General features: G+C 60.0%; 17 protein-coding genes and 2 tRNA genes. 16 read left to right on the top strand and 3 right to left on the bottom strand.

Features of this window, described 5'->3' with window-relative positions:
• Positions 1–14 precede the first annotated feature (14 nt).
• The 9 genes from QP305_RS03070 to QP305_RS03030 all read left to right on the top strand — a co-directional run bounded on the left by QP305_RS03070 (position 15) and on the right by QP305_RS03030 (position 9,695).
• A tRNA-Ile gene (locus QP305_RS03070) sits at positions 15–88 on the top strand.
• A 142-nt stretch (positions 89–230) separates the two neighbouring features.
• Positions 231–306: transfer RNA gene (locus QP305_RS03065), tRNA-Ala, on the top strand.
• 1,188 nt (positions 307–1,494) lie between these two features.
• Positions 1,495–2,739, top strand: a complete 1,245-nt coding sequence (locus tag QP305_RS03060; protein ID WP_284903931.1) for an ATP-binding protein — start codon at positions 1,495–1,497, stop codon at positions 2,737–2,739.
• A gap of 293 nt (positions 2,740–3,032) precedes the next feature.
• On the top strand, positions 3,033–3,800 hold the full coding sequence (locus QP305_RS03055; protein WP_284903929.1) for a GntR family transcriptional regulator: 768 nt from the start codon (positions 3,033–3,035) through the stop codon (positions 3,798–3,800).
• Positions 3,801–3,989: 189 nt separating this feature from the next.
• Positions 3,990–4,955: a ribokinase gene (locus QP305_RS03050; RefSeq protein ID WP_284903928.1), complete on the top strand. Its 966-nt coding sequence runs from the start codon at positions 3,990–3,992 to the stop codon at positions 4,953–4,955.
• Between the two features lie 23 nt (positions 4,956–4,978).
• On the top strand, positions 4,979–5,683 hold the full coding sequence (deoC, locus tag QP305_RS03045) for a deoxyribose-phosphate aldolase (RefSeq protein ID WP_284903926.1): 705 nt from the start codon (positions 4,979–4,981) through the stop codon (positions 5,681–5,683).
• 8 nt (positions 5,684–5,691) lie between these two features.
• The gene (locus QP305_RS03040) at positions 5,692–6,666 is read left to right on the top strand and encodes a nucleoside hydrolase (RefSeq protein ID WP_284903925.1); all 975 of its coding nucleotides are present in this window, start codon (positions 5,692–5,694) and stop codon (positions 6,664–6,666) included.
• Positions 6,667–6,707: 41 nt separating this feature from the next.
• Positions 6,708–8,177, top strand: a complete 1,470-nt coding sequence (locus QP305_RS03035; RefSeq protein WP_284903924.1) for an MFS transporter — start codon at positions 6,708–6,710, stop codon at positions 8,175–8,177.
• Between the two features lie 180 nt (positions 8,178–8,357).
• The gene (locus QP305_RS03030; RefSeq protein ID WP_284903922.1) at positions 8,358–9,695 is read left to right on the top strand and encodes an MFS transporter; all 1,338 of its coding nucleotides are present in this window, start codon (positions 8,358–8,360) and stop codon (positions 9,693–9,695) included.
• A gap of 112 nt (positions 9,696–9,807) precedes the next feature.
• Here the strand turns inward: QP305_RS03030 and QP305_RS03025 are convergent, their stop codons facing one another.
• A complete protein-coding gene (locus QP305_RS03025; RefSeq protein WP_284903921.1) occupies positions 9,808–12,015 on the bottom strand; it encodes a glycoside hydrolase family 3 C-terminal domain-containing protein in 2,208 nt (735 codons plus the stop codon).
• 271 nt (positions 12,016–12,286) lie between these two features.
• On the opposite strand from QP305_RS03025, the gene QP305_RS03020 reads away from it, so the two are divergent.
• From QP305_RS03020 to QP305_RS03000, 5 genes are all read left to right on the top strand, one after another.
• Positions 12,287–13,546 carry an MFS transporter gene (locus QP305_RS03020; RefSeq protein ID WP_284883194.1) on the top strand — a complete coding sequence of 420 codons (1,260 nt, stop codon included), beginning with the start codon at positions 12,287–12,289 and terminating at the stop codon, positions 13,544–13,546.
• Entirely contained in the window at positions 13,546–15,810 is a 2,265-nt protein-coding gene (locus QP305_RS03015; RefSeq protein ID WP_284903919.1) for an alpha-L-rhamnosidase, read from the top strand. The genes QP305_RS03020 and QP305_RS03015 overlap by 1 nt, the downstream gene beginning before the upstream one ends.
• 26 nt (positions 15,811–15,836) lie before the next feature.
• Complete coding sequence (rhaI, locus tag QP305_RS03010) at positions 15,837–17,015, top strand: L-rhamnose isomerase (protein WP_284903917.1); 1,179 nt, start codon at positions 15,837–15,839, stop codon at positions 17,013–17,015.
• Positions 17,016–17,050: 35 nt separating this feature from the next.
• Positions 17,051–18,601 carry a rhamnulokinase gene (locus QP305_RS03005; protein WP_284903915.1) on the top strand — a complete coding sequence of 517 codons (1,551 nt, stop codon included), beginning with the start codon at positions 17,051–17,053 and terminating at the stop codon, positions 18,599–18,601.
• A 74-nt stretch (positions 18,602–18,675) separates the two neighbouring features.
• The gene (locus QP305_RS03000; RefSeq protein WP_284903914.1) at positions 18,676–19,491 is read left to right on the top strand and encodes a class II aldolase/adducin family protein; all 816 of its coding nucleotides are present in this window, start codon (positions 18,676–18,678) and stop codon (positions 19,489–19,491) included.
• Positions 19,492–19,493: 2 nt separating this feature from the next.
• Here QP305_RS03000 and QP305_RS02995 read toward each other — a convergent pair whose 3' ends face one another.
• Positions 19,494–20,504: a LacI family DNA-binding transcriptional regulator gene (locus tag QP305_RS02995; RefSeq protein ID WP_284903912.1), complete on the bottom strand. Its 1,011-nt coding sequence runs from the start codon at positions 20,502–20,504 to the stop codon at positions 19,494–19,496.
• A gap of 466 nt (positions 20,505–20,970) precedes the next feature.
• On the opposite strand from QP305_RS02995, the gene QP305_RS02990 reads away from it, so the two are divergent.
• A complete protein-coding gene (locus tag QP305_RS02990) occupies positions 20,971–21,891 on the top strand; it encodes a hypothetical protein (RefSeq protein ID WP_284903910.1) in 921 nt (306 codons plus the stop codon).
• Between the two features lie 68 nt (positions 21,892–21,959).
• On the opposite strand, the gene QP305_RS02985 is transcribed toward QP305_RS02990, so the two are convergent.
• Entirely contained in the window at positions 21,960–22,613 is a 654-nt protein-coding gene (locus tag QP305_RS02985; protein WP_284903908.1) for an NADPH-dependent F420 reductase, read from the bottom strand.
• A 197-nt stretch (positions 22,614–22,810) separates the two neighbouring features.
• On the opposite strand from QP305_RS02985, the gene QP305_RS02980 reads away from it, so the two are divergent.
• Complete coding sequence (locus QP305_RS02980) at positions 22,811–23,479, top strand: VIT1/CCC1 transporter family protein (protein ID WP_284903907.1); 669 nt, start codon at positions 22,811–22,813, stop codon at positions 23,477–23,479.
• Positions 23,480–23,565: the final 86 nt, after the last annotated feature.

The raw sequence follows: 23,565 nt of genomic DNA, 5'->3' as shown, positions 1-23,565 counted from the left end.
CTCATGTGGTCACCGGGCCTATAGCTCAGTTGGTTAGAGCGCAGTCCTGATAAGACTGAGGTCGATGGTTCGAGTCCATCTAGGCCCACGGTTACGAGGAGGGTTATGAAACGGGTTGGTTTCTTCCTCGGTTCGCTTGCTGCTGGATGTTGTGCTGTCGCTGCCCTCGTGCACGTGATGGATGAGCATTCTCGTTGGCACCACGTTCCGGATCCCGCGCCGGAATCTTAGGGGCTATGGCGCAATTGGTAGCGCACCTGCTTTGCAAGCAGGGGGTTAGGGGTTCGAGTCCCCTTAGCTCCACCAGATTTTCCTTTCACGCTTGGTCTTTAGCCCGCCCGCATAGTGTGCGTATGAGCACCGTTTTCTTCTGATTTTGGGTGTCTTATGCACACTTTGGTGCGGCCACGCCGCTGGTGCTGGAAGGCGGCGGCCTGCCGGCATGACTGCCTTGCCAGTCCCGTCAGCAAAATGTACGTGGGTGACAGTTTTCCGCGGTTTTTATGTTCGTGGCGTACATTTTGCGGCTCGTTAGATCCGAAATGTACATTCTGTGAAGCCGGAAGCTCGAGGCCCATTCAGGATAAACGTAACCCCGGCGATTCAGCCGAGGCTGGTGATCGTTCCGGGGTCTTCGCGAGCAATCCTACGGGAAATCCGAGCAAAGTCAACAGTGTATCGACGCACGTAAAGGGCCGGAATAGTGCTGCTCCTGGTCTGTGTAAGCGCGCCACGGTCGGCGGAGTGGGCAGAGGCGCTAAAGTGCGCATTTCGAACCATCGGATCCGTCAAGTGCGCGTTAGAGACACGAAATCGGGTGCAAACGGTGCTCTCCCTCGCACTTCGTTTGCGAACCAGGTTCGTGCGGGTCCAGGCTGGATCCAAGCCAACGACACGCCGCCATTAGCAACTACTTTGTCTATTAACCCTTAACCCGCGCTACATGCGAGACACCCGGTGGGCTAACACCGGGTGTCTCTGATGGATAGGAGTTCCCTATGGATTCAAGCGAAAAATCTATCCTGATTCAAATGATATGGCGGATTGTCGTAGAGCGCAATTAGGAAAGACTGCGGGAATTGTTTGAGGTGGTGACATCCACGCTTGACATATTTTCCAGCCGATAGTGAACAGTTGACCATAAGCTGAGGGCATAGTTACACCATTAGTCCGCTTATCTGCCCCTTCCTGACTTGGCTCATTTAGTCAGACGGTATCGGTTCAATCCTCTGCGGCTATACGCATGACCTCGTCCATGGAATACCGAATTCCGTCGTCTTGCTCCCGCGCCTGCCGATAGAGTTCCGTATCAATAATTTCTTCAACGAAGTCGCTCGCGCGCTACAAACTGTCTACTGCATCGCCCACAAACTGACGACTGGAATCCCCACAAACTGACGACTCGATTTCCGATAAACTGACGACTATACGGTCCACAAACTGGCGACTCCGCCCCAAAAGCACGAGATATCAGGGAAAATGAAAGCAGGCGATATGGCTCAGGAAAGCATCTCCTACCGCCCTCGGCTGGCCGATAGCGAGCTGGAGGAGGCCCTGGCGCGCGCCGGCGGTGTGCTCGTGACCGGGCCTAAGGGATGTGGGAAAACGGAAACGGCTCGCCGGTATGCCAAGAGTGCGATCCAGGCGGATATTGATCCGCAGCTCGAACAGCAATTAGCGGTACTGCCGCAGCTCGTCCTCGAGGGCGATACCCCGCGGCTCGTGGACGAATGGCAGGTTTACCCGGTGCTATGGGATTTGGCCCGGCATGAGATTGATCGGCGCCACCGCCCGGGCCAGTTCATTTTTACCGGTTCCACCGCTCCCGGCGAGGGCGCCGCCCGCCACAGCGGCGCGGGGCGGTTCGCGCGCCTCGTGATGGGAACCATGACCTTCGCGGAAACCGGGCACAGCGATAGCGCCGTCTCCCTGCGTAAGCTCGCGCAATTACCGCCCGGAGCTGCGATAACTCCGGCCTCCTCCTCGCTCACCGTCCCCGATATCGCCCAGCGCATCGCGCACGGGGGCTGGCCGGGCAACCTTGAGCTCAGCACGGAACAAGCCCGTGCTAATAATCGTGATTATCTGAAGACCGTCTGCGCTGTCGACATTAGAATTCCGGACAATACGTATCGCGACCCGCAGCGCGTCGCGGCCCTCCTCACCTCCCTCGCGCGCGGAACCGCAACGGAAATGTCCGTCAGCGCGCTGGCGCGCGATACCGGCCTGGCGCGCGATTCGGTGCGTGATTACCTCGATTCTTTGCAGCGAATTTTTATTACGACGCCGCAGCCAGCCTGGCGTGCGCACCTCCGCTCCGCAGCGCCGCTCCGAGAAGCGCCCAAGCACCACCTGGCCGATCCGGCGCTTGCCGCTGCCGCATTGCACGCGAGCGAGCGCGAACTCCTGGACGACCTGGAGTTTCTCGGGCAGCTTTTCGAATCCCAGGTTGTGCACGATCTGCGCTACCTGGCTCGTACCGATATTTATCACGGCCGCAGCGCTGACGGGCTGGAAGTGGATGCCATCCTGGATATTGGTGGGCGAACGGTGCTGGTCGAAGTGAAACTCGGCTCGGTTCCGAGCATTATTGATGGAGCAGCCACAAATCTGCAGCGGTTCGCGCAGCGTTATGTGAAAAGTCCGGATCCGCTCCTCGTGGTGGTGACCGGATCGGGTCTGAGTTACACCCGCCCCGATGGCGTGCACGTGGTGGCCTTCGGAAACCTCGGCGTGTGAAGGCGGTGGGGGGAACGTACTGCGTTTGTGGTACATGCGAGGTACAGCTCGGAAAGAACATGCCGTCTCCGGCGCCGCCCGGACCTCGTGTTCCGAATCCACCCGCACCCGCACCTCGCGTCCCGAATATGCCCAAGCCTCGCGTCCCGGCGCACTCCCGCCCCGCCAGCCCACCATCAGGCGCTTTCCAGCGCCCTCCCAGGCCGCGCGGTACCCTAGAGATGCCGGGCAAAGCAGCCCGAATCCGAACATGTATCCGAACATAGACGTCCAGGAAGCGATGGTGAGGAACCATGCACACCGAGTCCCCGGGCCTTGACCGCAATGCCCCCACTCCGATTTTTCGGCAGCTCGCCACCTGGATGCGTGAACAAGTAAGCACCGGCGCGTGGCGGCGCGGCGACCAGCTCCCCATGGAAATCACCCTCGCCGAACAGCTCAATGTGGCCCGAGGGACCCTGCGCAAAGCCGTGGACCAGCTCATCGACGAAGGTCTGCTGGTGCGAGTGCGCGGGCGCGGCACCTTCATCGCCCACGATATTGTGCGCTCGCCACTCACCTCCTCCCTCACCACCCTCGCCGAAGAACTCGAGCAGCGCGGCATCGACTACACCACCCGGGTGCTCGCCCAGGAAGTCATCCCCGCCCCGCCCCCGATTGCCGCCGCTCTGGGAGTAGACGGCAACATTTTCCACCTGCGCCGCATGCGCGGCGACGCCGAAGGCTCCATCACCCTCCTCGATAATTGGGTGATCCTCCCCCCGCTCTGCGCGGAACGCGCCGTCCTCGTCAAACAGGATTACGAGGCAAATTCCCTTTTCGGCACCCTGGAAAACGACCTCGGCATCGCCCTCTCCCACGGCAGCCGCACTATCTCCGCCGTCGGGGCGGACCGCAACCTCGCGCGCATCCTCGCCGTTCCGCACGGCTTCCCGCTCATCGACATGAAGCAGGTCACCTACGATGCCTCCGACCGCCCGGTAGAAACCTCGCGCATCTGGATCCGCCCGGACCGCCTGCGGATTCACTCCATCGTGCACCGCACCCCGCTGCCCTCGTAAAGGCTGCGCGCTTTCCGGGGTGCCCGTTGCGGCGCGTCCCGTTGCGGCGCGTCCCGTTGTCGCGTGGTCACCCCCGAACCCACGGCCGGCCGCCCGCGCGCCGCATAACCTGTCCACTAGCTGTACCTACTTGTATATACTTGTTCACACTGCTACTCTCGCCTTAACGCACGAGTTCAAGGGGGAGCAATGCGAATACTTGTTGTCGGCGGCTACGGCGTCGGCCTGTCATTTTTCACCGAGCGCCCGCCCGCGGATGGAGAAACCATCTCCGGGGCGCGCTTCAGCCAGGAACACGGCGGCAAAGCATCCAACCAGGCAGTCGGGGTGGCTCGGCTGGGAATCCCGGTCAGCTTACTCACCGCCGTCGGCTCGGATTGGTACGCCCACGCCGCGCGTGAGATGTGGGCGGCCGAGGGCGTGGACGCCTCCGCCGTCGTCACCAAAGAAGGCGTCACCATGGTCGGTGCGATTATCACGGACGCCACCGGAGAAAATCGCATTATCCTTGCCAACGGGGTTTTAGACCAGCTCAGCCCGGCAGATATCGGCGCGCACGCCGCCATATTTGAAAGCGCGGATACCGTCCTTATTTCCTGCGAGATCCCCGCGCCCAGCGTAGCGCGCGCGATCACCTTCGGGCGCGCGGCCGGGGCGCGCGTCATCCTCAACCCGGCCCCGGTGCCGCGCCTGCCCGAACACGTGTTACGCCAGGTAGACGTGATCACGCCGAACGAAACGGAAGCGCTCGCCCTCTTGCAGATGTTGGGGAACGACGACGCCGCCGCGCTCGCGGCCCTACCACCCCAAGAAAAAGCCGCGCGTATCGCCCAAGCTCTGGAGTGCACCGTGGTGCTCACCCACGGAGCGGAGGGCTGCTATGTGTGCGAAAGCGGGGGCCAGCCGCAGAAAATCCCAGCTGAGACGCCCCGCGCTGTTGTGGATACCACCGGGGCTGGCGATGCTACGAACGCGGCGCTCGCGGCGGCCCTCACCTGCGGGGCAAGGCCCGCGGAGGCGGCTCGCTTCGCGAATTGCGCTGGCGCGCTTACCGTAGAAGCGGAAGGAGTGCTGCCGGGTATACCCAGCATTGATGATCTTCACACCCGCTTCGGTGCCGAGCGCTGCGCCGTCGTACTTCCACGTAACTCATAACAATCCGAACGGAAGGATAAATAATGGAAAAACCCACGCGTATCGCGCCGGAAGATATTACGAATCCGCGCGATTTAGCCCCGTATATTCAACACACACTCATTAAGATCGGAACCACGCGGGCCGAATCGATCCGGCACGCGGAGCAGGCCATTGAATATGGATTCAACGCGGCGATGGTCGCCGGATCCCAGGTGCCCATTACCGCGAAGGTGCTGGAGGGTACCGGGATCGAGGTGGCCTCCGCGCTTGATTTCCCGACCACCGGGGTGATGACCTCGGCCGGGAAAGCCGCGGAAGCCGAAGCGCTGGTGAAGGCCGGCGCCACCCAAATTGATATCGGGGTGCAGATCGGGTGGCTCAAGGACGGCGAATATGACAGGTTCCGCGAGGATATTGCCGGCGTCGTCGCCGCGGGCGTGCCCGTTAAAGTGATGCTCGAACTGCCGCTCCTCACCGAGGCCGAACGCCGCGCCGCGGTGGAACTCTCCGTGGAAGCCGGCGCGAAATACCTCAAAAATGCCTCCTCCGGTTCGGTAGAAAAGGCGAGCGTTGAATCGATTAAGTTCCTGAAAAGCCTGGCGCCCGCGGGCGTTCTCATCAAGGGGTCGGGCGGCATCTCCACCTTTGACCACGCACTATCGTTGATCCGGGCCGGAGCGGCCCTGGTGGGATCCTCGAACTCGGTTGCCATTGTGACCGGGGAAAACGGCCACGAAAGTTACTAGGAGCACTCATGACGAAGGTACCTTTTATCCTCGATACCGATACCGCGCAGGACGATTGCGTGGCGATTCTATTCGGCCTTCTCGATGAGCGGGCTGATTTGCGGGCCATCACCATGGTGGCCGGAAATGTTGGTTTTGAGCGGCAGATCAAAAATGCGCAGATGACGCTCAACGCTGCCGGGAAGCTCGGCGCGGTCCCCATTCACGTGGGTTGCTCGCAGCCGATGTTGCGCGAATGGGTGTCCGCGGAGGACGTCCACGGTGACGGCACCGGCGGTTTGAGTATTGATTTTACGACGACGCACGTGGAGGACGAGCACGCCGTAGACGCTCTTCTGCGCATCACAGCTGCCCAACCGGGTGAAGTGAGCGTGGTGGCCATCGGGCCACTCACGAATATCGCGACCGCGGTGGTCAAAGACCGTAACTTCGTGAAGAACGTCAAGAGCCTCTACATTATGGGTGGATCCAATAACGGCCGTGGAAATACGATTTCCGCGGCCGAATTTAATTTCTACGTGGATCCGGAAGCCGCCCAAATTGTATTCACGGCCGGCTTCGAAGATATTCACGTGGTGACCTGGGATCCCATCACGTTGCGTGATGCCACGATCACCCGCGCGGAATACAATGCGCTGGCCGATAAGGATACGACCCTCGCGAAGTTCTTCAAGAAGGTCTGCGATACCACCCTGGACTTCAACGAATCGGTGGGGGTGGATGGCTCCACACATCCCGATTCCATGACGGTGGCCACCCTCCTGCATCCGGAACTTATCCTCAGCGAAAACCGCTACCGGGTGGATATTGAAACCGGTTCGGAGCTCACCCGGGGGTACTCAGCCATGGCCTGGGAGAAATTCCCGCTCCCCGCGAATGCGTACGTGGTGGAAGAAGCCGATAAAAAGGCGTTCTTCGCGCGCCTGGATGCTTTGCTCGCGCTGGAAACCACCCCGAATCAGCCCTTCGCGGGCCTCGCGTAGTTCTGCCGGATATCGATTCATCATCTGTGAAGGAGAATTCCATGGCTGAACTCTCGAGGGAACAACCCCCAAGGGAACTCCCCTCCGAATATATTGAGGGGACCACGGTGCGTGCCGCCGGCAACCGCGCGATTAACCCGAAGCTGGTGCTCACCGCACTCATGCTGGTCATCGCAAGTTTCCAGCTCAACGCCACGATGCTGGCGCCGGCCATCGGCGATATGGCCAGCGCCCTCAATACCAATTCCGGGGTGATTGGCTGGAGCTCCACGGTATTCCTCGCGGTGGCAGCGGCGCTCGCGATTTTCTTCCCGCCGCTCGCCGATAAAATCGGGCGGCGCGTGACCCTGCTGATTTCCGTGAGTTTTATGGTGGTGGGAACGGTGCTGGTGCTGGTGACCAGCAGCGTGGCCATGCTCATGGTGGGGCGCTTCCTCCAAGGCTTCTGCGGAGCCACGTTCGCGCTGGGTAACCTCACGCTGCGCGCCATCCTCCACCCGAAGAAATACGGTTTCTATATCGGGTTGGTTGCCGCGATTAATTCCGGGGTGGCCGGGATCGACACCCTGCTGGGCGGGGTCATCGTGGATCACGCCGGCTACAAGGGAATTTTCTGGACGATCCTGGCTCTGGAAGTCCTGGCTCTCATTTGCGTGGTGGCCTGGGTGCCGGAAACTCGAGTTCCGGCGGCCAGCCGCATGGACTGGGGCGGGGCGATGACCCTGACCGGCTCGCTATGGTCGGCGAATATGGCGCTCACCTTCGGCTTCGGTTCGCTGGGCTGGGGGAACACCTGGACCATTGCCGCGATTATCGCGGCGGTGGTGCTGGCGGTGGCCTTCGTGCTGGTGGAGCGCGGGGTATCTGATCCGCTGGTTCCGCTCAACGAGCTGGTCAAACGCCAAACCTGGGGCGTGACCGGCACGGCCTTCTTCACCCTGGCTTCCGCTTTCTCGGTGCTTATGTACCTTATCCCGGCGGTATCCCAGGACGCGGAGAACGGCCTGGGTATGGGCGGTACGGAATCCGCGCTGCTCTACCTCACGCCTTTCTCACTGCTGGGCTGGCTGCTGGCACCCTTCGTGGGCAAGTACGCCCCGCGGCTGGGCTACCGCGCGATCCTACGTGCCGGCCTGCTGGGCAGCATCGTGCTCATCACCGGGGTGGTGGTTTTCGGCTTCGAGAATCGCTGGGTGCTCTTCACCCTGGCCTTCCTCATGGGCGCCACCTACACCGCGATGTCCAATACCACCCTCAATGCCATGGGCGTGCTCTACGCTTCGCCCACCCGGCCGGGGGTGCTCCCGGGCCTAACCTCCGCGGCCTTCAACCTGGGCGCGGGCGTGGGTACCGGGGTAATGGCCTCCTTCGTGGCCCGCAATGCGGTGGCCGGCGATATCACCGCCGGGTACTCGCAGGCTGCGATTGTTGGTTTGGTCTGCGCGGTGATCGCCTTCGCAATTTCCCTGGCGCTGCCGGCCCAGGAAACGACCGGAGGTGAGAAGATCTAGGCCGGCTTTCCCGGGCTGCGGCCGGGTAGTAAACCCGCGGGTGGCGTTCTTCCTGAGCGCTGCCCGCGGGTTTTTCTGCCGTGCAGTTATGCACGTTGCAGCGAGCCCGCGGCCCCGCTTTTCTCGGTAGGGTGGAAGCGTTAACACCGCACGCAAAAGATCCGCACGCAAAGGATAGTTGTGACAACGCAGCACGTTTCCCGCCGCCGGCGCCCGCCGAGTTCGCGCCACTACACCGCCACCCAATTGCACCATGCCCGCCTGGCGGTGAGCGCGCTCTTCTTCACTAACGGCGCCATTTTCGCCAATATCGTGCCGCGCTTCCCCGAACTCAAGCGGATCCACGAGCTCGACAACGCCGTGTACGGCCTCGCGCTCGCGGCCTTCCCGGCCGGCGGCATCATCGCAGGTATATTCGCCGCGCCGCTCATTCGCAAATTCGGCTCCGCGCCGGTGGCGGTGGCCGGCACGCTGCTCACCGCCCTCGGCCTCATTATGGCGGGCGTGGGCCCCACGGGAATCTTCTTCGCGGCCGGCATGTTCCTCGGCGGCGCCTGCGATGCCGCCACGGACGTTGGCCAAAACGCGCACGGCCTGCGGGTCCAGCGCCATTACGGGCGCTCAATTATTAACACCTTCCACGCCACCTGGTCCGTGGGCGCGATGAGCGGCGGGCTCATGTCCGCCGCCGCGATCGGGATCGGATTATCGGTGCCCACGCATATGGTGCTCTCCGGAATACTGTGGGCCGTGGTTGCGCTGGTGGCCCGGCGCTTCTGTTTACCTGGGAACGACGCCGCAGACCCCGGGCCAAGCGGTACTACCGCAGGTCACGTTGGTGGCGGGGTAGGCGATGCGGGGGAAGTGGCGGCGTCGTCGAATCTCACTACGGCTCCGCAAGAAGCCGAGCCCACCGGGTCAAGCGCGCCGTCCGGGACTGCGGGGCCTCTCACGCTTCGAACCGTGGCGATGCTGGGTGCGCTGGTGCTCATTGCCACGATGGGCGGGCTCATCGAGGATGCCGGGTCGAGTTGGGCGACTCTGTACGTGGGGCAGCTCGGCGCCGCGGGCGGGTTGGCTGCCGCGGGTTATGTGGGTTTGGTCGGCTCGCAATTTGTGGGGCGGCTGCTGGGCGATGGGCTGGTGGATCGCTTCGGGCGGCGCACCGTGGCTCAGGGCGGGGCGGCGCTCATTACCGCGGGGATGGGGCTGGCGCTGCTGTTCCCGAGCGTGCTGGGCACGATTGCCGGTTTCGCGGTGGCCGGGTTTGGTTCGGCCACGCTGGTGCCGGCCGCGATCCAGCAAGCCGACGAACTTCCTGGCCTCAAGCCGGGCACGGGCCTGACCGCGATTTCCTGGCTTATGCGCATCGGTTTCCTGGTGTCTCCGCCGATTGTGGGGATGGTGGCCGATACGTTTGGGCTGCGTATCGGCCTGTGCGTGGTGCCTTTCGCTGGCATCACGGTGCTCCTCCTCAGCGGGACGCTGAGCCAGGGCGCGCGGGGCGCGCGGGAATAGCGAGGCGAACCGGGCGCGCGCGATGAGCGCGGAGCGCGGGGTGAGCGCGATAAGCGGCACATCCCCGCGCCGCCGCGGCCCAGCGTCCGGGAGGAAAAGTGAGCGTCGGCGTTTAGCTCCCCGCGGGCGCGGCGGCGCCGTCGTTACGGCCGTCGTTACCGCAGTTGTCACCGCCGCCGTTCAACTCCGCGAGGCGGGCCTTGAGTTCGGCCGGGTCAGCGCCGCGGAATCCCGCGATGGCGCTGAGCGGGGCGTCGCCCATGAGCGCGAGCATATCCACACCAAGGTCACCGCTATCGAAAGCGCCGCGCACGAAGTCCTCGATAATGGCACGCCCGCCGGGAACCGCCAGGGTTTCGTTGACCGTGGAGAGCAGCGTGAGGCGGACCGGCGGCTCATTGCCGGCTAGCTCCACCTCGGCAACCAGCGGCAGATCGCGGCTGGAGGCCCCTACCGAAATCCGGTAGGTGCCCTTTTCCACCAGGAAGGCGCCGTGTTCCACGGACCAATAGGCCAGATCGGCGGCGCTCACCGTGATAGAAACCGCGCGAGCCTCCCCGGGCGCGAGCTCCACCCCGGCAAAACCCTTGAGTTCGCGCGGCACTCGCACCACGCAGGAATCGGGCACCGATACATACACCTGGGCGACTTCACGCCCCGCCACCGGCCCGGTATTGCGGACCGTGAAGCTCACCCGAATATCATTGCCGGCAGCTTCGACTTCCAGATCGCTGTAGTCGAAAGTGGTGTAGCTCAGGCCGTGCCCGAAGGGGAAAGCCACGTCCAGCGCCCGCGCATCGAAACCGCGATACCCCACAAAAAGCCCTTCGCCGTAGCGCACCCCGGAGCGGTCGCCCGGGAAATGCGGGTAGGAGGGGCAGTCCTCCAGGCGCAGCGGAATCGTTTCGGTGAGCTTCCCGGAGGGGTTCGCCTTCCCGAAAATAATATTGGCGATAGCCTCGCCGCCGGCCTGGCCGAGGACCCAGGTTTCCAGAATGGCGGGAACTTTATCCGCGAAGGGAATCGTCACGGCCGCCCCATTCGTTAGCACGACGACGACATTCGGATTCACCTCCAGCAAGCGATCAAGGAACTCCAGCTGCGCGGCCGGAATACTGATCGTGCTGCGATCGTAGCCTTCCGATTCTTCGGCTTCGCCCAGGCCGAGGAAAGCCAGGCACACGCTGGCATCACGCGCCTGCTCCAGTTGCGACTCATCCAGCGGGGCGTAGGTCGCCTGCGGGGCGAGCGCCTGGATGGCATCCCAGGCCGTGGCGACCCGGGTGGGGTTGACCAGGCTCGATCCAGCGCCCTGGTAGCGCGGACGGTGGGCGAATTCACCGAATACCGCGATGCTGGCATCGGTGCGGAGGGGAAGTGCGCCGTCGTTCTTAAGTAGAACCACAGACTGTTCCGCAACTTCGCGGGCCAGGTCGTGGTGGGCCGCGGCATCAAAATCTTCCCCGCGCTCGCGCGGTGCTTTTTCGATCAGCGCACTCACGCGCGCGGCGGCGGTTTCCACCGCGCTCGGCTCCAGCTCGCCGGCCTCCAGCGCGGCGAGGGTTTCCTTTTCGTGGATGCGATGCGCGGGCATTTCCAGGTCGAGCCCGGCCCGCAGCGCGGCGCGGCGGTCGCGCACCGCACCCCAATCGGACACAACCACGCCCTCATAACCCCATTCCTCGCGCAGCACCGTGGTAAGCAGCCAGCGGTTTTCGGAAACGAGCGTGCCGTTGAGGGAATTGTAGGAACACATAATCGTCCACGGGGCGGCTTCCTTGACCACCTTTTCGAAAGCGCGCAGGTAGATTTCGCGCAGGGTGCGTTCGTCCACCTGGGAATCGCGGCGCATCCGGTCCGTTTCTTGGTTATTCGCGGCGAAATGCTTGAGCGAGGTCCCCACGCCGCGGCTTTGCACGCCGCTCACGTAGGCCGTTGCCATGGACGCGGTGAGGAAAGGATCCTCGCTGAAATACTCGAAGTTACGGCCGCAGCGCGGGTCACGTTTGATATTAATTCCGGGCCCAAGAACGACGCCGACACCCTGCGCCCGCGCCTCCTCCGCAATCGCGGTTCCCACGGCGCGCGCCGCCTCCGGGTTCCACGTGGAACCGAGGGCCACGGCGGGTGGGAAGCACGTGGCCGGCAGCGAGGCGCCCGAGCCGAGGTGATCGCCCTCGCCGGGTTGGACCCGCAAGCCGTGCGGGCCATCCGAGACCATAATCGCATGCCCGTGCTCGTTTTCGTGGGTGTGCCAGAAATCTTTGCCGCCGGTGAGGAGGGTGGAGGTGTGCTGGGTTTGCTGTGGTTTCTCTGTCATGGTGTTGGCCTTTCTACGTCGTTGTAAGGGTGTCGTCCGGGAGCGTTGTGCCAGTACTCTGTGGTGCCTGCCGTATTTTCTACATTATCGAGATACTTTCGCAATGTTGACACCAGAGCTGCGAGCTCCTATAGTCAATACTACTTGAAACGTTTCAATACGCACAAGGTAGAGCGTGCAGATGCGCATGACCGGCGTAAGAGACGTAAAAACCAAGTTGTCATGGCAAGGAATACGCCTGACGCAGCAGAGTGGCTGCGAAGGAGGAAAAATGAATCTGCAACGCAAAAAAGTCAACCCGTGGTGGGTGGCGACTATTGCAGGCATGGCGTCATATCTTGACGCTGCGGCGATTGTGTCCACGGGAACGGCGCTTGTGCTTTACCAGGATGCCCTCGGTTTGAGCTCTCACGCCATTGGGCATTACTCGGCACTTCTGACCCTCGGGATTGCCGCGGGTGCAATCGTCGGCGGGCGCATGGGTGACCGTTTCGGGCGACGCCACGTTTTCACCGTCACCATGATTCTTTACGCGCTCGCGGCAGCCGGGATGGTTTTCGCGGGAGGCCCGGGAATTCTCTATGCCCTCATCCCAGCTCTCGGTTTTGCGGTAGGCGCTGATCTTCCGGTTTCCTTGGCGATGATCTCAGAGGAGGCACCGCCTAGCCATAAGGGGAAGATGATTACTTTCTCCCACCTGCTCTGGATGGGCGGCATGCTTGCCGCGATGGGCATTGGCGCTGTGGTCGGAAATATGGGGCGCACGGGCGGCCAGATTCTCTATGCGCACCTAGCTATCGTCGCTGTTATCGTGCTGATTTTGCGCGCGACTCTTCCCGAATCGCAGGCTTGGGTCCAGGCGCATTCCGGCAAGGGAAGTGTTGAACCCCAAAAGATGCAGCTGCGTGAACTTTTCACCGGGCGTTACCTGCTTCCCCTCATCGGCACCGGACTCTTCTATGCCTTGGCGAACGTTGCCGCTAATACTAACGGCCAGTTCTCGACCTACATCTGGGTGAATGTCGCCGGATCCACGGTTCGTACCGCTTCGCTGGTGGGGCTCATCGGTGTGGGTGTGTCCGTGGTAGCCACGTTCTTCCTTATGCGTTTCGTGGACACCAAGTACCGCATGCCGCTCTTTGCCGGTGCCGGTGTGCTCGCTATCGCAGCATGGTCGCTGCCTATTATCTTCGGCTTCCAGCCCTGGGTCCTCATTACGCTCGCCATTGTTTATGCGATTGGCGGTGCTATCGCCGGTGAGCCGATGTGGAAGGTATGGTCTCAGGAACTCTTCCCCACCCTCCTTCGTTCGACGGCGCAAGGTATTACCACTGCCTTCACTCGAATTGTCGCCGCAGTGGTAGCGCTGTGGACTCCGGTGATTCTGGATGCCGGACCGCGTGTTCTCTACATCTTCATCGTTGTGCTCCAGATTATTGCCGTTCTCATCGGTGTGTTCTGGCTCGGACGTACTCGTAAGGCTCCCGATTTCATTGCTCCGACCGAGGGAGCGGTACGGAAGGATTCCTAATGCAGGACCTCACTCAACTGAAAGGGCAGTGGATTAGCCCCACGGAAGATCCGGGGCCAGAACAAGGATCATGGCGTCTCCGCCGAACCGTTATTACCGCGGGACCGGTGCGTCAAGCAACCGCTTACCTCTCCGCTCACGGGATTGTGGACATGTACGTCAACGGTGTGCTGGCTCACGAGCAAACACTTCTTCCCGGATGGATGAGCTACCGGCACCGGATGCCCATTGCCTGCCTGGACGTTACTCATTCTTTCGCGTCCGTGGAGGCGGGTAGTGCCGTTGTTCTTGACCTTGATGTGGCAGATGGGTGGTGGCGCGGCCGTTTCGGCTTCGATGGCGGCAACGTTAACCTCTACGGAGAAGATGTGGCAGCTTTCCTCCATCTGGATATCGAGTATGCCGATGGTTCGCACGAGGTTATTTCCAGTGATGAATCGTGGAAATGCATCCGTTCTCCACGGGTACGCGCAGAACTCTACGGAGGGGAACACTACGACGAACGTTGCGATGTTTTGCCGAGCGCCCAGGCAGATCCAGGAACGGTGTGGAAGAACGTCACAGCCCTTTCAGTGAGTGAGGAACCAGTTTTCGTTCCGTGGCGAGAAATCACCGCAATGGAGACTCTGGAACCACAAAAAATCACGCGACTAGATGATGTTATTTTGGTGGACTTCGGGCAGAACGCTGCGGGGCGGGTATCGTTCGAGGCAGATATTCCCGAGGGTGTGACAGTAACTATTCGCCACGCAGAAGTGCTGCAAGAAGGGCGAATTTACACACGAACCCTGCGTGAAGCACATTCCATCGATGAATTCACCGGTGCTGGACGAGGGCGCCGTCGTTACGAACCACGATTTACGGTGCACGGGTTCCGCTATATCGAAATAACGGACCCAGAAGGCTCGGTGGATCTTACGACTCTCCGGCTCCAAGTTATTCGCACCCCTATCAATATGACCTCAAGTTTCGAGTGCTCCAATCCAATTCTCAACCAATTGCACTCCAACGTGCAGTGGTCCATGCGCTCGAACTTCGTGGGACTTCCTACCGACTGCCCGCAACGTGACGAGCGGATGGGATGGACCGGAGATATTCAGGTATTCGGGCCTACTGCCCTGACCCTTGGGGATTGCGCGGACTTTTTATCCGATTGGCTCTGTGATGTGGAAACAGAGTATCGCGAATTCGGAGTGATTCCTTGGTATGTGCCGTGGGTGCCTGCCCCCTTCTTCTGGAAAGTGGAAGATCCGGCTTCGGTATGGGATGACGTCGTAATTCTGCTCCCGTGGAATCTGTATCAAGCAACAGGAGATATTTCTTATCTTGAGCGGCATTGGGAACTCGTGTGGAGCTGGGCTCGAGACCTCCATGAGCTAGCAGGTGCGGACGGTTTGTGGCTGGAAGCTTTCCAGCTAGGAGACTGGTTAGATCCCACGGCTCCGGCTGATGCTCCCCAAGATGGTCAGACTGATCCGCAGTTGGTGGCGAATGCATACGTCGTTCGGTGCCTCACGAGGGCCGCGGACATCGCGGAGATACTCGGTAAGGATGTCGAAAAAGAGATTCGGGAGTGGGCTGCAGCGTGCCGCAAGGCATTCCGCAATCGCTACCTTGATCAGGAGTCAGATACGGAAGGCCGGCTGGCCTCCCATTCGCAAACCGCATACGCACTCGCGATCAATACCGGGCTTCTCGAAGAGGAAGAGAAGAACCAAGCCGGTCAGTACCTAGCCGATTTGGTAGCGGAAAATGATTACCTCATAGGAACCGGGTTCGCGGGTACCCCTGAAATTTGTGATGCATTGACGGAAACCGGGCACCTCGATGCTGCGTATCGCTTGATCGAGCAAACGAAGTGCCCCTCGTGGGGATATCCCATCACCATGGGTGCGACAACGGTATGGGAGCGCTGGGATTCCATGCTTCCCGACGGAACGGTAAATCCCGGTGGTATGACTTCTTTCAATCATTACGCCCTGGGTGCGGTTATCGATTGGGTGTACCGGACCGTTCTTGGTATCAATGCTGCGCGGCCTGGGTACGAAGCAATCCTTCTGAAGCCTCAGCCGGGTGGCTCCCTCACGCGGGCTTCTGGGCACGTAACAACACCTCACGGGCTGGTGTTTCTGGAATGGTCTCTGGAAGAAAGTGTGCTGCGCGTTACCGGAGAGGTGCCGCGCGAAGCAGAACTTCTTCTCCCCAATGGAGATACCCACACCGTTAGCGGAACTTTTGATATCTCCACGAACTTGAGTAACTAAGCGCTTAAGGCGTTGGAAAGGTAGACATGCTACATCTCGATAATATGACCGCGGGTAGTCGCGCTATTCTGGATCAGCTCTCTATTGAGTTGCCCTCGTGGGCTTTTGGAAATTCCGGAACAAGATTCAGGGTATTTGGAACCGCGGGAACTCCCCGTACGCCTTTTGAAAAAATTGCGGATGCGGCGCAGGTTCACAAGATGACCGGAGTGACCCCGTGGGTCTCTCTCCATATTCCCTGGGATATGGTCGATGATTTCTCTGAGTTGCGGGCCTTTGCGGAAAGTGAAGGTGTGGAGCTTGGGACGATCAATTCGAATGTATTCCAGGACGAGGACTACAAGCTGGGATCGCTATGCAATCCGGATCCGAAGGTACGCGAGAAAGCGATTGCGCATCACATTGCCTGCATCGATATTATGCGGCAAACAGGTTCACGGGATTTAAAGATTTGGCTAGCAGACGGAACGAACTATCCGGGCCAGGATTCCATCCGGGCTCGCCAAGACCGCCTCGCTGAGTCGTTGCAACGTATTTACAACGAATTGGATGAGGATCAGCGCCTGGTACTCGAATATAAATTCTTCGAGCCGGCTTTCTATCACACGGATGTTCCTGACTGGGGCACAGCTCTGGTTCACTGTGTTGACCTGGGTGAACGTGCGAAGGTGGTGCTTGATACGGGGCACCACGCTCCGGGAACAAATATCGAATTTATCGTGGCGCAACTTTTGCGGCGCGGGCGCCTTGGTGCTTTTGATTTTAATTCCCGTTTCTACGCTGATGATGATCTCATTGTTGGAGCAGCGGATCCTTTCCAGCTTTTCCGTATCGTGTGGGAGATCGTTTCCGGGGGCGGTTTTGATCCGGCAGCGGAGGTCAACTTTATGCTGGATCAATGCCACAATCTCGAGGAGAAAATTCCGGGTGAGATTCTGTCTGCAACCAATGTGCAGGAAGCAGTAGCAAAGGCTCTTCTCATTGATCCGGAGGAACTCGCTGCCGCACAGTGCAGCGATGATGTGCTTGCCGGGAACAGGGTTCTTATGGACGCTTTCTCGACCGATGTTCGCCCCTTGCTCGAAGAATGGCGAGAGGAGCGTGGATTGCCCGCGCGGCCCTACGAAGCATTCCAGGAGTCCGGATATCTGGACAAGATTCGTTCCGAACGCACCGGTGGCACTGCCATGAGTTGGGGTGCTTAAAGATACTGAGGCGAGGAGGAAAGAATAAGGTACGCATGATGGGTGCGCTAGTTGCTGTTGATTTAGGTGCCTCATCCGGTCGCGTTGTTGCGGGACGGGTGGTTGATTCGGTTGTGCAGAGCCGGGAAATTGCCCGTTTCTCGCATGCGCCGATCCAGTTCCCGCGTTACGGGAAACACGACGACGCAGCAGGAGCGAGGCCGCTTAGCGATACAGGGAGAGTGCCAGCTATTCACTGGGATCTTCCACGATTATGGCAGAAGACAGTGTTGGCGCTCCGCACTCTAGAAAACACCGATGTGGCATCTATCGGTGTAGACACCTGGGGTGTTGATTATGGTTTCGTTGCTGAGGGTGAAGTCCTCGGCGCGATCCGCTCATATCGCGACCAACGCACCGAAGGCGTTGCCGGGGAGTTTGTTCGCACTGTGGGTGCGCAAGAGCTGTACCAGGTTACAGGTTTGCAAATGCAAACTTTCAACACAATTTTTCAACTTCTAGCCGACGGAAAGAATGAAGCTCGACGGGCGGAGTTAGCTGTTGCTGAAAAGATCCTCCTTCTTCCCGATCTGCTGAATTTTCTTTTGTGCGGTGTGATGGCGGCGGAACTAACAAATGCGTCGACAACGGGCCTTATCGATCCGGTGCATCGCACGTGGAACTCCAGTGTGATCGAACGGATGGGGAAGGCGGTGGGTCAGGATCTAGGCGTAAAACTTCCTGATCTGGTGCAGGCCGGGAACTGCTTGGGATACCTCAATCAGGACGTGGCGCAGCTCGGAACAACAGCTAGTCCAGCTCGCATCATTAACGTGGCGAGCCACGATACTGCATCGGCGGTTATTGCCGCTCCTCTCATTGAGAGGAGCGCGTATATTTCTTGCGGTACCTGGTCGCTGGTGGGAGTAGAACTGGATTCTCCTGTCGTAACAGAAGCCTCGCGCAAGGCTAATTTCACGAATGAACTGGGTGTCGATGGAACGGTTCGCTACCTCAAGAACATTATGGGTATGTGGGTGTTCAATGGATGTCTCGCGCAGCTACGCGAGTACCACCCGGATCTCACGGTGGATAAGTTAAGTGAGGCAGCACGTTCGGCTCCGGCTCTGCGTACCGTCATCGATATTAACCATCCCGTTTTTACCCATCCGGGTGATATGTGCCAGCGAATTCAAGAGCTGGCTCAGCTTAGTGATCAGCCCGTTCCGGAAACTCCCGCGGAAATTGCTCGTTGCGTGGTGGATTCTCTGGCTCTTGCCCATGCCCGTGCGGTAAAGGAAGCCGCGGCCCTCGCGAATGTCGATATATCTTCGGTGACCATGGTGGGGGGAGGTATCAAAAATACGCTATTGTGCCAACTTACGGCGGATGCTTGTGGATGTCCGGTAACCGCTGGGCCCGTGGAGGCAACGGCAACCGGAAACCTTCTTATTCAGGCTCGTGCTCACGGGGATGTAGGTGAGGACCTTTCCGAACTGCGTAACATCGTGCGGTCTTCTTTCGACCTCATTCATTTTGAACCAGAAAGCTCTGTGGAGGAATGGCGCTCGGCGGAAAGGAGGGTATTCACCCATCATTTCCTCTAAGTCGTTGTGGGGCGCAGAAGCCCCTATCCCTTCCCTTGCCAGTCATGGCGAACTCTTGATGAAAGGAGCAGCGCATGAGCGCTCTAACAATCTCTGATATTTTCACTCAGATGGGCGAAGCGGGTGCCCGCCTTGATCATCTCGCAGCATGCGAAGCAGGTGCGGGAAATATTTCTGTTGCTACCCGGGAACAACTTCCCCTCGATAGTGTTTTTCCCGAGAAAACCGCCGGAGTTTCACTCCCGTGGTCGGTGCGGGGTTTGGCAGGTCACACGGTATTTGTCACGGGATCCGGGGTGCGACTGCGGGAAATTGAAGTAAATCCCCTCGCCGCGGTATCCGCTTTTGTTATCGACGAAGGAGGGGCAACCGGGACGTGGTGGACGCATCCCGAGCGACAGTTCACGAAACCAACAAGCGAATTCAACTCGCATCTAGCGGTACACGAAAGCCAGGTACGGGATCGGCAGGTTCCTTTCCAGGTACTTATCCACGCACAGCCCCCTTATTTGGTTGCGCTCTCTCATATTAAGGAATTGCGGAACACGAAGGATTTCAATCACGCAATTCTGCGCTGGGAACCCGAAACGATTGTTCAGCTTCCCGATGGTGTCGCTGTACTGGAATTTATGGTTCCCGGATCGAATGAATTGCAGGAAAATAACGTTGCGGCGTTGAAGGATCATCGCATCGTCGTGTGGTCTAAGCACGGCATTATGGTGCGCTCCGATACCGGTGCTCTCGATGCGGTGGACAAGATGGAATATGCCGAAGCTGGTGCCATGTATGAATATCGCAACCGCACGATGGGTAATTCCGGCGAGGGACTCACAGAAGACGAACTTCGTGCCGTTATAGCCGATTTTGGGGTACAAACCTCGCTGTACTAAAGCTATATACGCCAGGACCGCGGTGGCGCGGTTGATTCGCGAACAATAAGCTCCGGGACAAATGCAATATCTTGAGCATGTGCCGGCTGTTCCAGAAGTAATTGCGCCGCTGTGGTTCCTAGTTCTGTCATCGGCTGGCGGACTGTAGTGAGGGGTGTAATAAGTTCTCGCGCCACATCAATATCGTCAAAACCAACAATCGATATATCCTGCGGAATACCTAGATTCCGTTGGCGTGCAGCTCGCATAGCGCCGATGGCTAAGGAATCATTCGCACAAAAGACCCCTGTTATTTCGGGATGAGATGTCAACAGCTCATGCATAGCCTTTTCACCACTGGCGGCATCGAAGCGAGCGGCGTGTACTTCCGTGAGGGTGAGTTCATTATGCGAAGCACGCGCCGAACGCTCTACTCCTACGCGTCGAGCCTGAGCCTGGCGTACCCGAGCAGATCCATTAATAAATCCGATGTGTCGATGACCTAAGCTGTGCAGGTGCTCGATAGCGATTTCTGCGCCGCGAGTGTCATCAACTGACACCGCGCTCATCCCGTCTTCCAAGGCTGGATGATCAAAAAGCACAACAGGAATACGCCGTGAGGACAGGAGTTTGAGACTCTCCGCTGCTCCAGATGAGGGTGTGAGAATAATGCCGCGCACCTCTTGCCCGAGGAGTAATCGAAGAAGATCCGCTTCCCGTGTAGGATCCCCGCCAGTTGAACCAATGACGGGGAAACAAGAAAACTGGGCTAGATAAGCTTCGATCGCGCTTGCTGCTTCCGAGAAGAACGGATTGGCAACGTCGAAAACAATAACTCCCACAAGTTTAGAATCCACTCGGCGCAAACGTCGTCCGGCTTCCGAAGGGATAAATCCCAATTCATCAATCGCTGCTTCCACCTTCTTCCGGGTAGCGGTGGACACTCTTTCGGGATGATTGAGGACATTAGATGCCGTTCCCAAGGAAACGCCTGCCAGCTGCGCAACTTCGCGGATACTGGGGGGACGTTTCACGAATTCTCCTGGGATTTTCAGACGGTTACTTCCATCATCCTAAGCTACTTTGCGCTTATGAGGTGTGGTTAAAAAAGACCCCTTCGAATTTTCCACTGAGTGACTTTGGTGGTGACCACTCGTCGCGGCCAAAAATCGTGTCGTAGCCGCCCGGTAAACTGATGGCATGAGCGACAATGGAGCCCTAACTCGGCAAGAACCCCGCAGCCGTGCCACCCGCACGTCCCTGATTGCGGCATTTCTGGTGCTTGTACTTGGCGTGGCTGGTGGGCTCTGGTGGTGGTTCAACGGGCGAACTTCCTCAACCCCAGCGGCTGGCCCCGCGGCTACCGCAACGGTATCGGCTGAGGCGGGCAGAGCGGCAGGTGCGGCGTCGTCGCCCACTATCGCGGCGGAAACTAGCCCCGCGCCGGCGCCCGGCCCCACGGATAAAGAAATGCGCAACGGCACGTACATACTTCCGGATGTGTGTTACAGCAAACGCAACCCGCCCGCGCCCGTAACCGTGGCGCACGGGAAGATTCTTCCGGATCGCGAAACGGGGATGCAGCCGGGAACCATTCACCTCACCGAGCCGCTCGTGCTCGAAGGTGTGGAATATCGCGCGGTCGCGATGTCCTGCGGGGTGGGGGACCCGGCCATCGGTACCATCGGGATTTACGACGCGAACCTCAGGCTCGTTTCCGCCATCGGGAACCGCACCCACGATGATGGCGAAAAAATTCGCGGCACCCGCATCGCCCAAGATGACGACGGCCTGTGGTCTTTCAACGTGAGTTCCATGGAATTTGAGGCCGGCCAGGCGCGCATCACGTACACCTCCTATACGCCGGTCGGCGGCGTAACGCGGGCAATGGAACGCGCGTATCCGCCGCATTCCACCACCGTGAATTTCGTGTGGAACGGTTCCGAATTCGTGCAAACCGGGGAGGTTTCCTTCCAGTTCGACGGCGGGCATTCCGTGACCGCACCCACCGAAGAGCGTGCGCAGGCTGACCGGCAAGTCCTCGCCGCGGCAGGCTCGGAATGGGAAGATCTGCTCCCCGAACTCACCGGCGATCCACGCCTCACGGATGAAGAACAGCGCACCGCTTCCGCCGCAGCACACCCCGTTTTCCGCGGATGCAATGCGCGCGAACCGCTGAGCACCACCGTGAGCGGCGGGCGCGTGAAAGATACCGGCGGGTACCTAAGAGAAACCGACCGCTTTGACGCACAGGTGCCCGGCGAAGGCAATATCGAACCGCGCCCCACCGATATCCTGTGCGTCTTTTCCGCGGACAACCCGGCCGTTGAGAATGGCTTAGCGAACTACACCTACTACCTTGTGTACGACGGCGCAGCTACCGGCACCCCGCCCCTTGTCGACGTGGGTGTGCGCCCCTAGGCGCGCTGAGTTCCAGGATTCGCCGGAGGAGTTCGGTCGTATCCGTGGCGGCGGGTTTCGGGGTAGATCTAGTGGCGGGTTGCCACGATATTTGCTGGCCAATCGGCCAGCTCCAGGCGTTGCCCGAAAGCCACGCCACCCGGTTCCAGTAGCGCAGCGTGCTCGGAGCTAAGCTCCACCGGATCAAAACCAATCGCATCAATAAAAGCAGCCACTCGGGAACGTGCGGCGGCGTCGTCCCCCGCAACGGCTACCGTGCGCCGCCCCGGCGCTCCATGCGGGCGGGCCTCCGCGCTCAACTCCGTATACCCCGCATGATTGAGACTCTTGATAATAGCCAGCTCCGGATAACGCGCTTGCAGCGCGGCGGTGGTGTTTTGGGTGGGCGTGGTGCTGGTATCTGAGGCTCCATCGGTAGCCTTCCAAGCATTCGTGGCATCAACAACAATGCCGCGCACCCCGCTCAAATCAATCGAAGCGAGCGCAGGCTGCGGCAGCGCCAGAATAAGAATATCCGCGGTGCGGGCAAGCTCCTCGAACGGAACCAGGCGAGCGGTCGGCAGCAAGGTCGGCAACGTGAGATCGTAGAGCGGATTACCCGGGCGCACGCTCACCGCCAACGGGAAACTCGCCTCCGCGGCCAAGCGTCCGATAGCGGTGCCAAGCTTGCCCGCGCCCAGCAGGCCGATCAGGTCGCGGTCGTTCTGCGCAGTGGTGTTCATGAAGAAAGAACGGAAAGCCCGCGGCGAAGTATTCCCGCGGGCAGCGCACCACGCCGTATTCCGGCAGCGGCGCCCACCCCAGACCGCTCGAAAATAAAACACATTATATCTAAGTGAGCGTAGCCTGACCTTCCTATCTTTTCCACAATTCCCGCATAACAATGGCTATAACGGTAAAACAAGCGGAGGGAATTGTTATGGGGAAGTGTGCTATTGAAGCATGTGAATTGAAGCATGGCGACACGTGTCGCGCAGATGCCAGCGATACCGCTCCCGGTATCCCGGGAGTGCTGGGAGCTGAGGCCATGAATCGGCTGCGGGCCGGGGTGCTCGGCGCGAATGACGGTATCGTCTCCGTGGCTGCAGTGGTCATCGCGATGGGTGGTGCGCGGGCCTCAAGTACCGCGATTTTACTGGCCGGGCTCGCTGCCCTCATCGGCGGAGCGGTATCTATGGCCCTGGGTGAATACATTTCCGTCTCCTCCCAGCGCGATGCCGAACTCGACGCGCTGCGGCGGCGCGTAGATGTGGCACGCCGTGCGGATGTGGCATGCCGGAGTGTCGGGGTGGGTGAACCTGCCACAGAAAACGACGTCGTCTCCCCCTTCGGTGCAGCCTTCTCCTCCTTCTTTTCCTTCCTCGCCGGTGGCGCGGTTCCCTTCGCCGCCAGCTTGCTCGCCCCACTCGGCGCCATCGCCCCGATTTGCTTCGTGGTCACCGTGGCTGCGCTGGCGCTCACCGGCTGGATCGCCGCCTGGATCGGCCAAGTCCCACCGCTGCGCCCCACCATCCGCACCGCCGTGGGCGGCACCCTCGGCCTCGCCCTCACCTTCGGCATCGGAGCACTCTTCGGTCAAGTAGTGTAGAGTTCAATCAGTGGGTGACTCCGGCTCGTGCTGTGGCTAAGCTCAGACCGGTGGCTTGCGCTACTGGTTAGTCGCGTGCCACCGGT

The sequence above is a fragment of the Actinotignum timonense genome (assembly GCF_030216305.1).
GTDB lineage: Bacteria > Actinomycetota > Actinomycetes > Actinomycetales > Actinomycetaceae > Actinotignum > Actinotignum timonense_A.
The sequence above is the reverse complement of the archived record's forward strand: the minus strand, read 5'-3'. Positions and strand labels throughout refer to the sequence as shown.

Bases quoted from the DNA above. Each gene is read 5' to 3' on its own strand.
- QP305_RS03035 (WP_284903924.1), top strand. From the start codon at position 6,708: ATGGCTGAACTCTCGAGGGAACAACCCCCAAGGGAACTCCCCTCCGAA.
- rhaI (WP_284903917.1), top strand. From the start codon at position 15,837: ATGCTACATCTCGATAATATGACCGCGGGTAGTCGCGCTATTCTGGAT.
- QP305_RS02980 (WP_284903907.1), top strand. From the start codon at position 22,811: ATGGGGAAGTGTGCTATTGAAGCATGTGAATTGAAGCATGGCGACACG.
- QP305_RS03005 (WP_284903915.1), top strand. From the start codon at position 17,051: ATGATGGGTGCGCTAGTTGCTGTTGATTTAGGTGCCTCATCCGGTCGC.
- deoC (WP_284903926.1), top strand. From the start codon at position 4,979: ATGGAAAAACCCACGCGTATCGCGCCGGAAGATATTACGAATCCGCGC.
- QP305_RS02985 (WP_284903908.1), bottom strand. From the start codon at position 22,613: ATGAACACCACTGCGCAGAACGACCGCGACCTGATCGGCCTGCTGGGC.
- QP305_RS03040 (WP_284903925.1), top strand. From the start codon at position 5,692: ATGACGAAGGTACCTTTTATCCTCGATACCGATACCGCGCAGGACGAT.
- QP305_RS03020 (WP_284883194.1), top strand. From the start codon at position 12,287: ATGAATCTGCAACGCAAAAAAGTCAACCCGTGGTGGGTGGCGACTATT.
- QP305_RS03055 (WP_284903929.1), top strand. From the start codon at position 3,033: ATGCACACCGAGTCCCCGGGCCTTGACCGCAATGCCCCCACTCCGATT.
- QP305_RS03000 (WP_284903914.1), top strand. From the start codon at position 18,676: ATGAGCGCTCTAACAATCTCTGATATTTTCACTCAGATGGGCGAAGCG.
- QP305_RS03060 (WP_284903931.1), top strand. From the start codon at position 1,495: ATGGCTCAGGAAAGCATCTCCTACCGCCCTCGGCTGGCCGATAGCGAG.
- QP305_RS03050 (WP_284903928.1), top strand. From the start codon at position 3,990: ATGCGAATACTTGTTGTCGGCGGCTACGGCGTCGGCCTGTCATTTTTC.
- QP305_RS03015 (WP_284903919.1), top strand. From the start codon at position 13,546: ATGCAGGACCTCACTCAACTGAAAGGGCAGTGGATTAGCCCCACGGAA.
- QP305_RS03025 (WP_284903921.1), bottom strand. From the start codon at position 12,015: ATGACAGAGAAACCACAGCAAACCCAGCACACCTCCACCCTCCTCACC.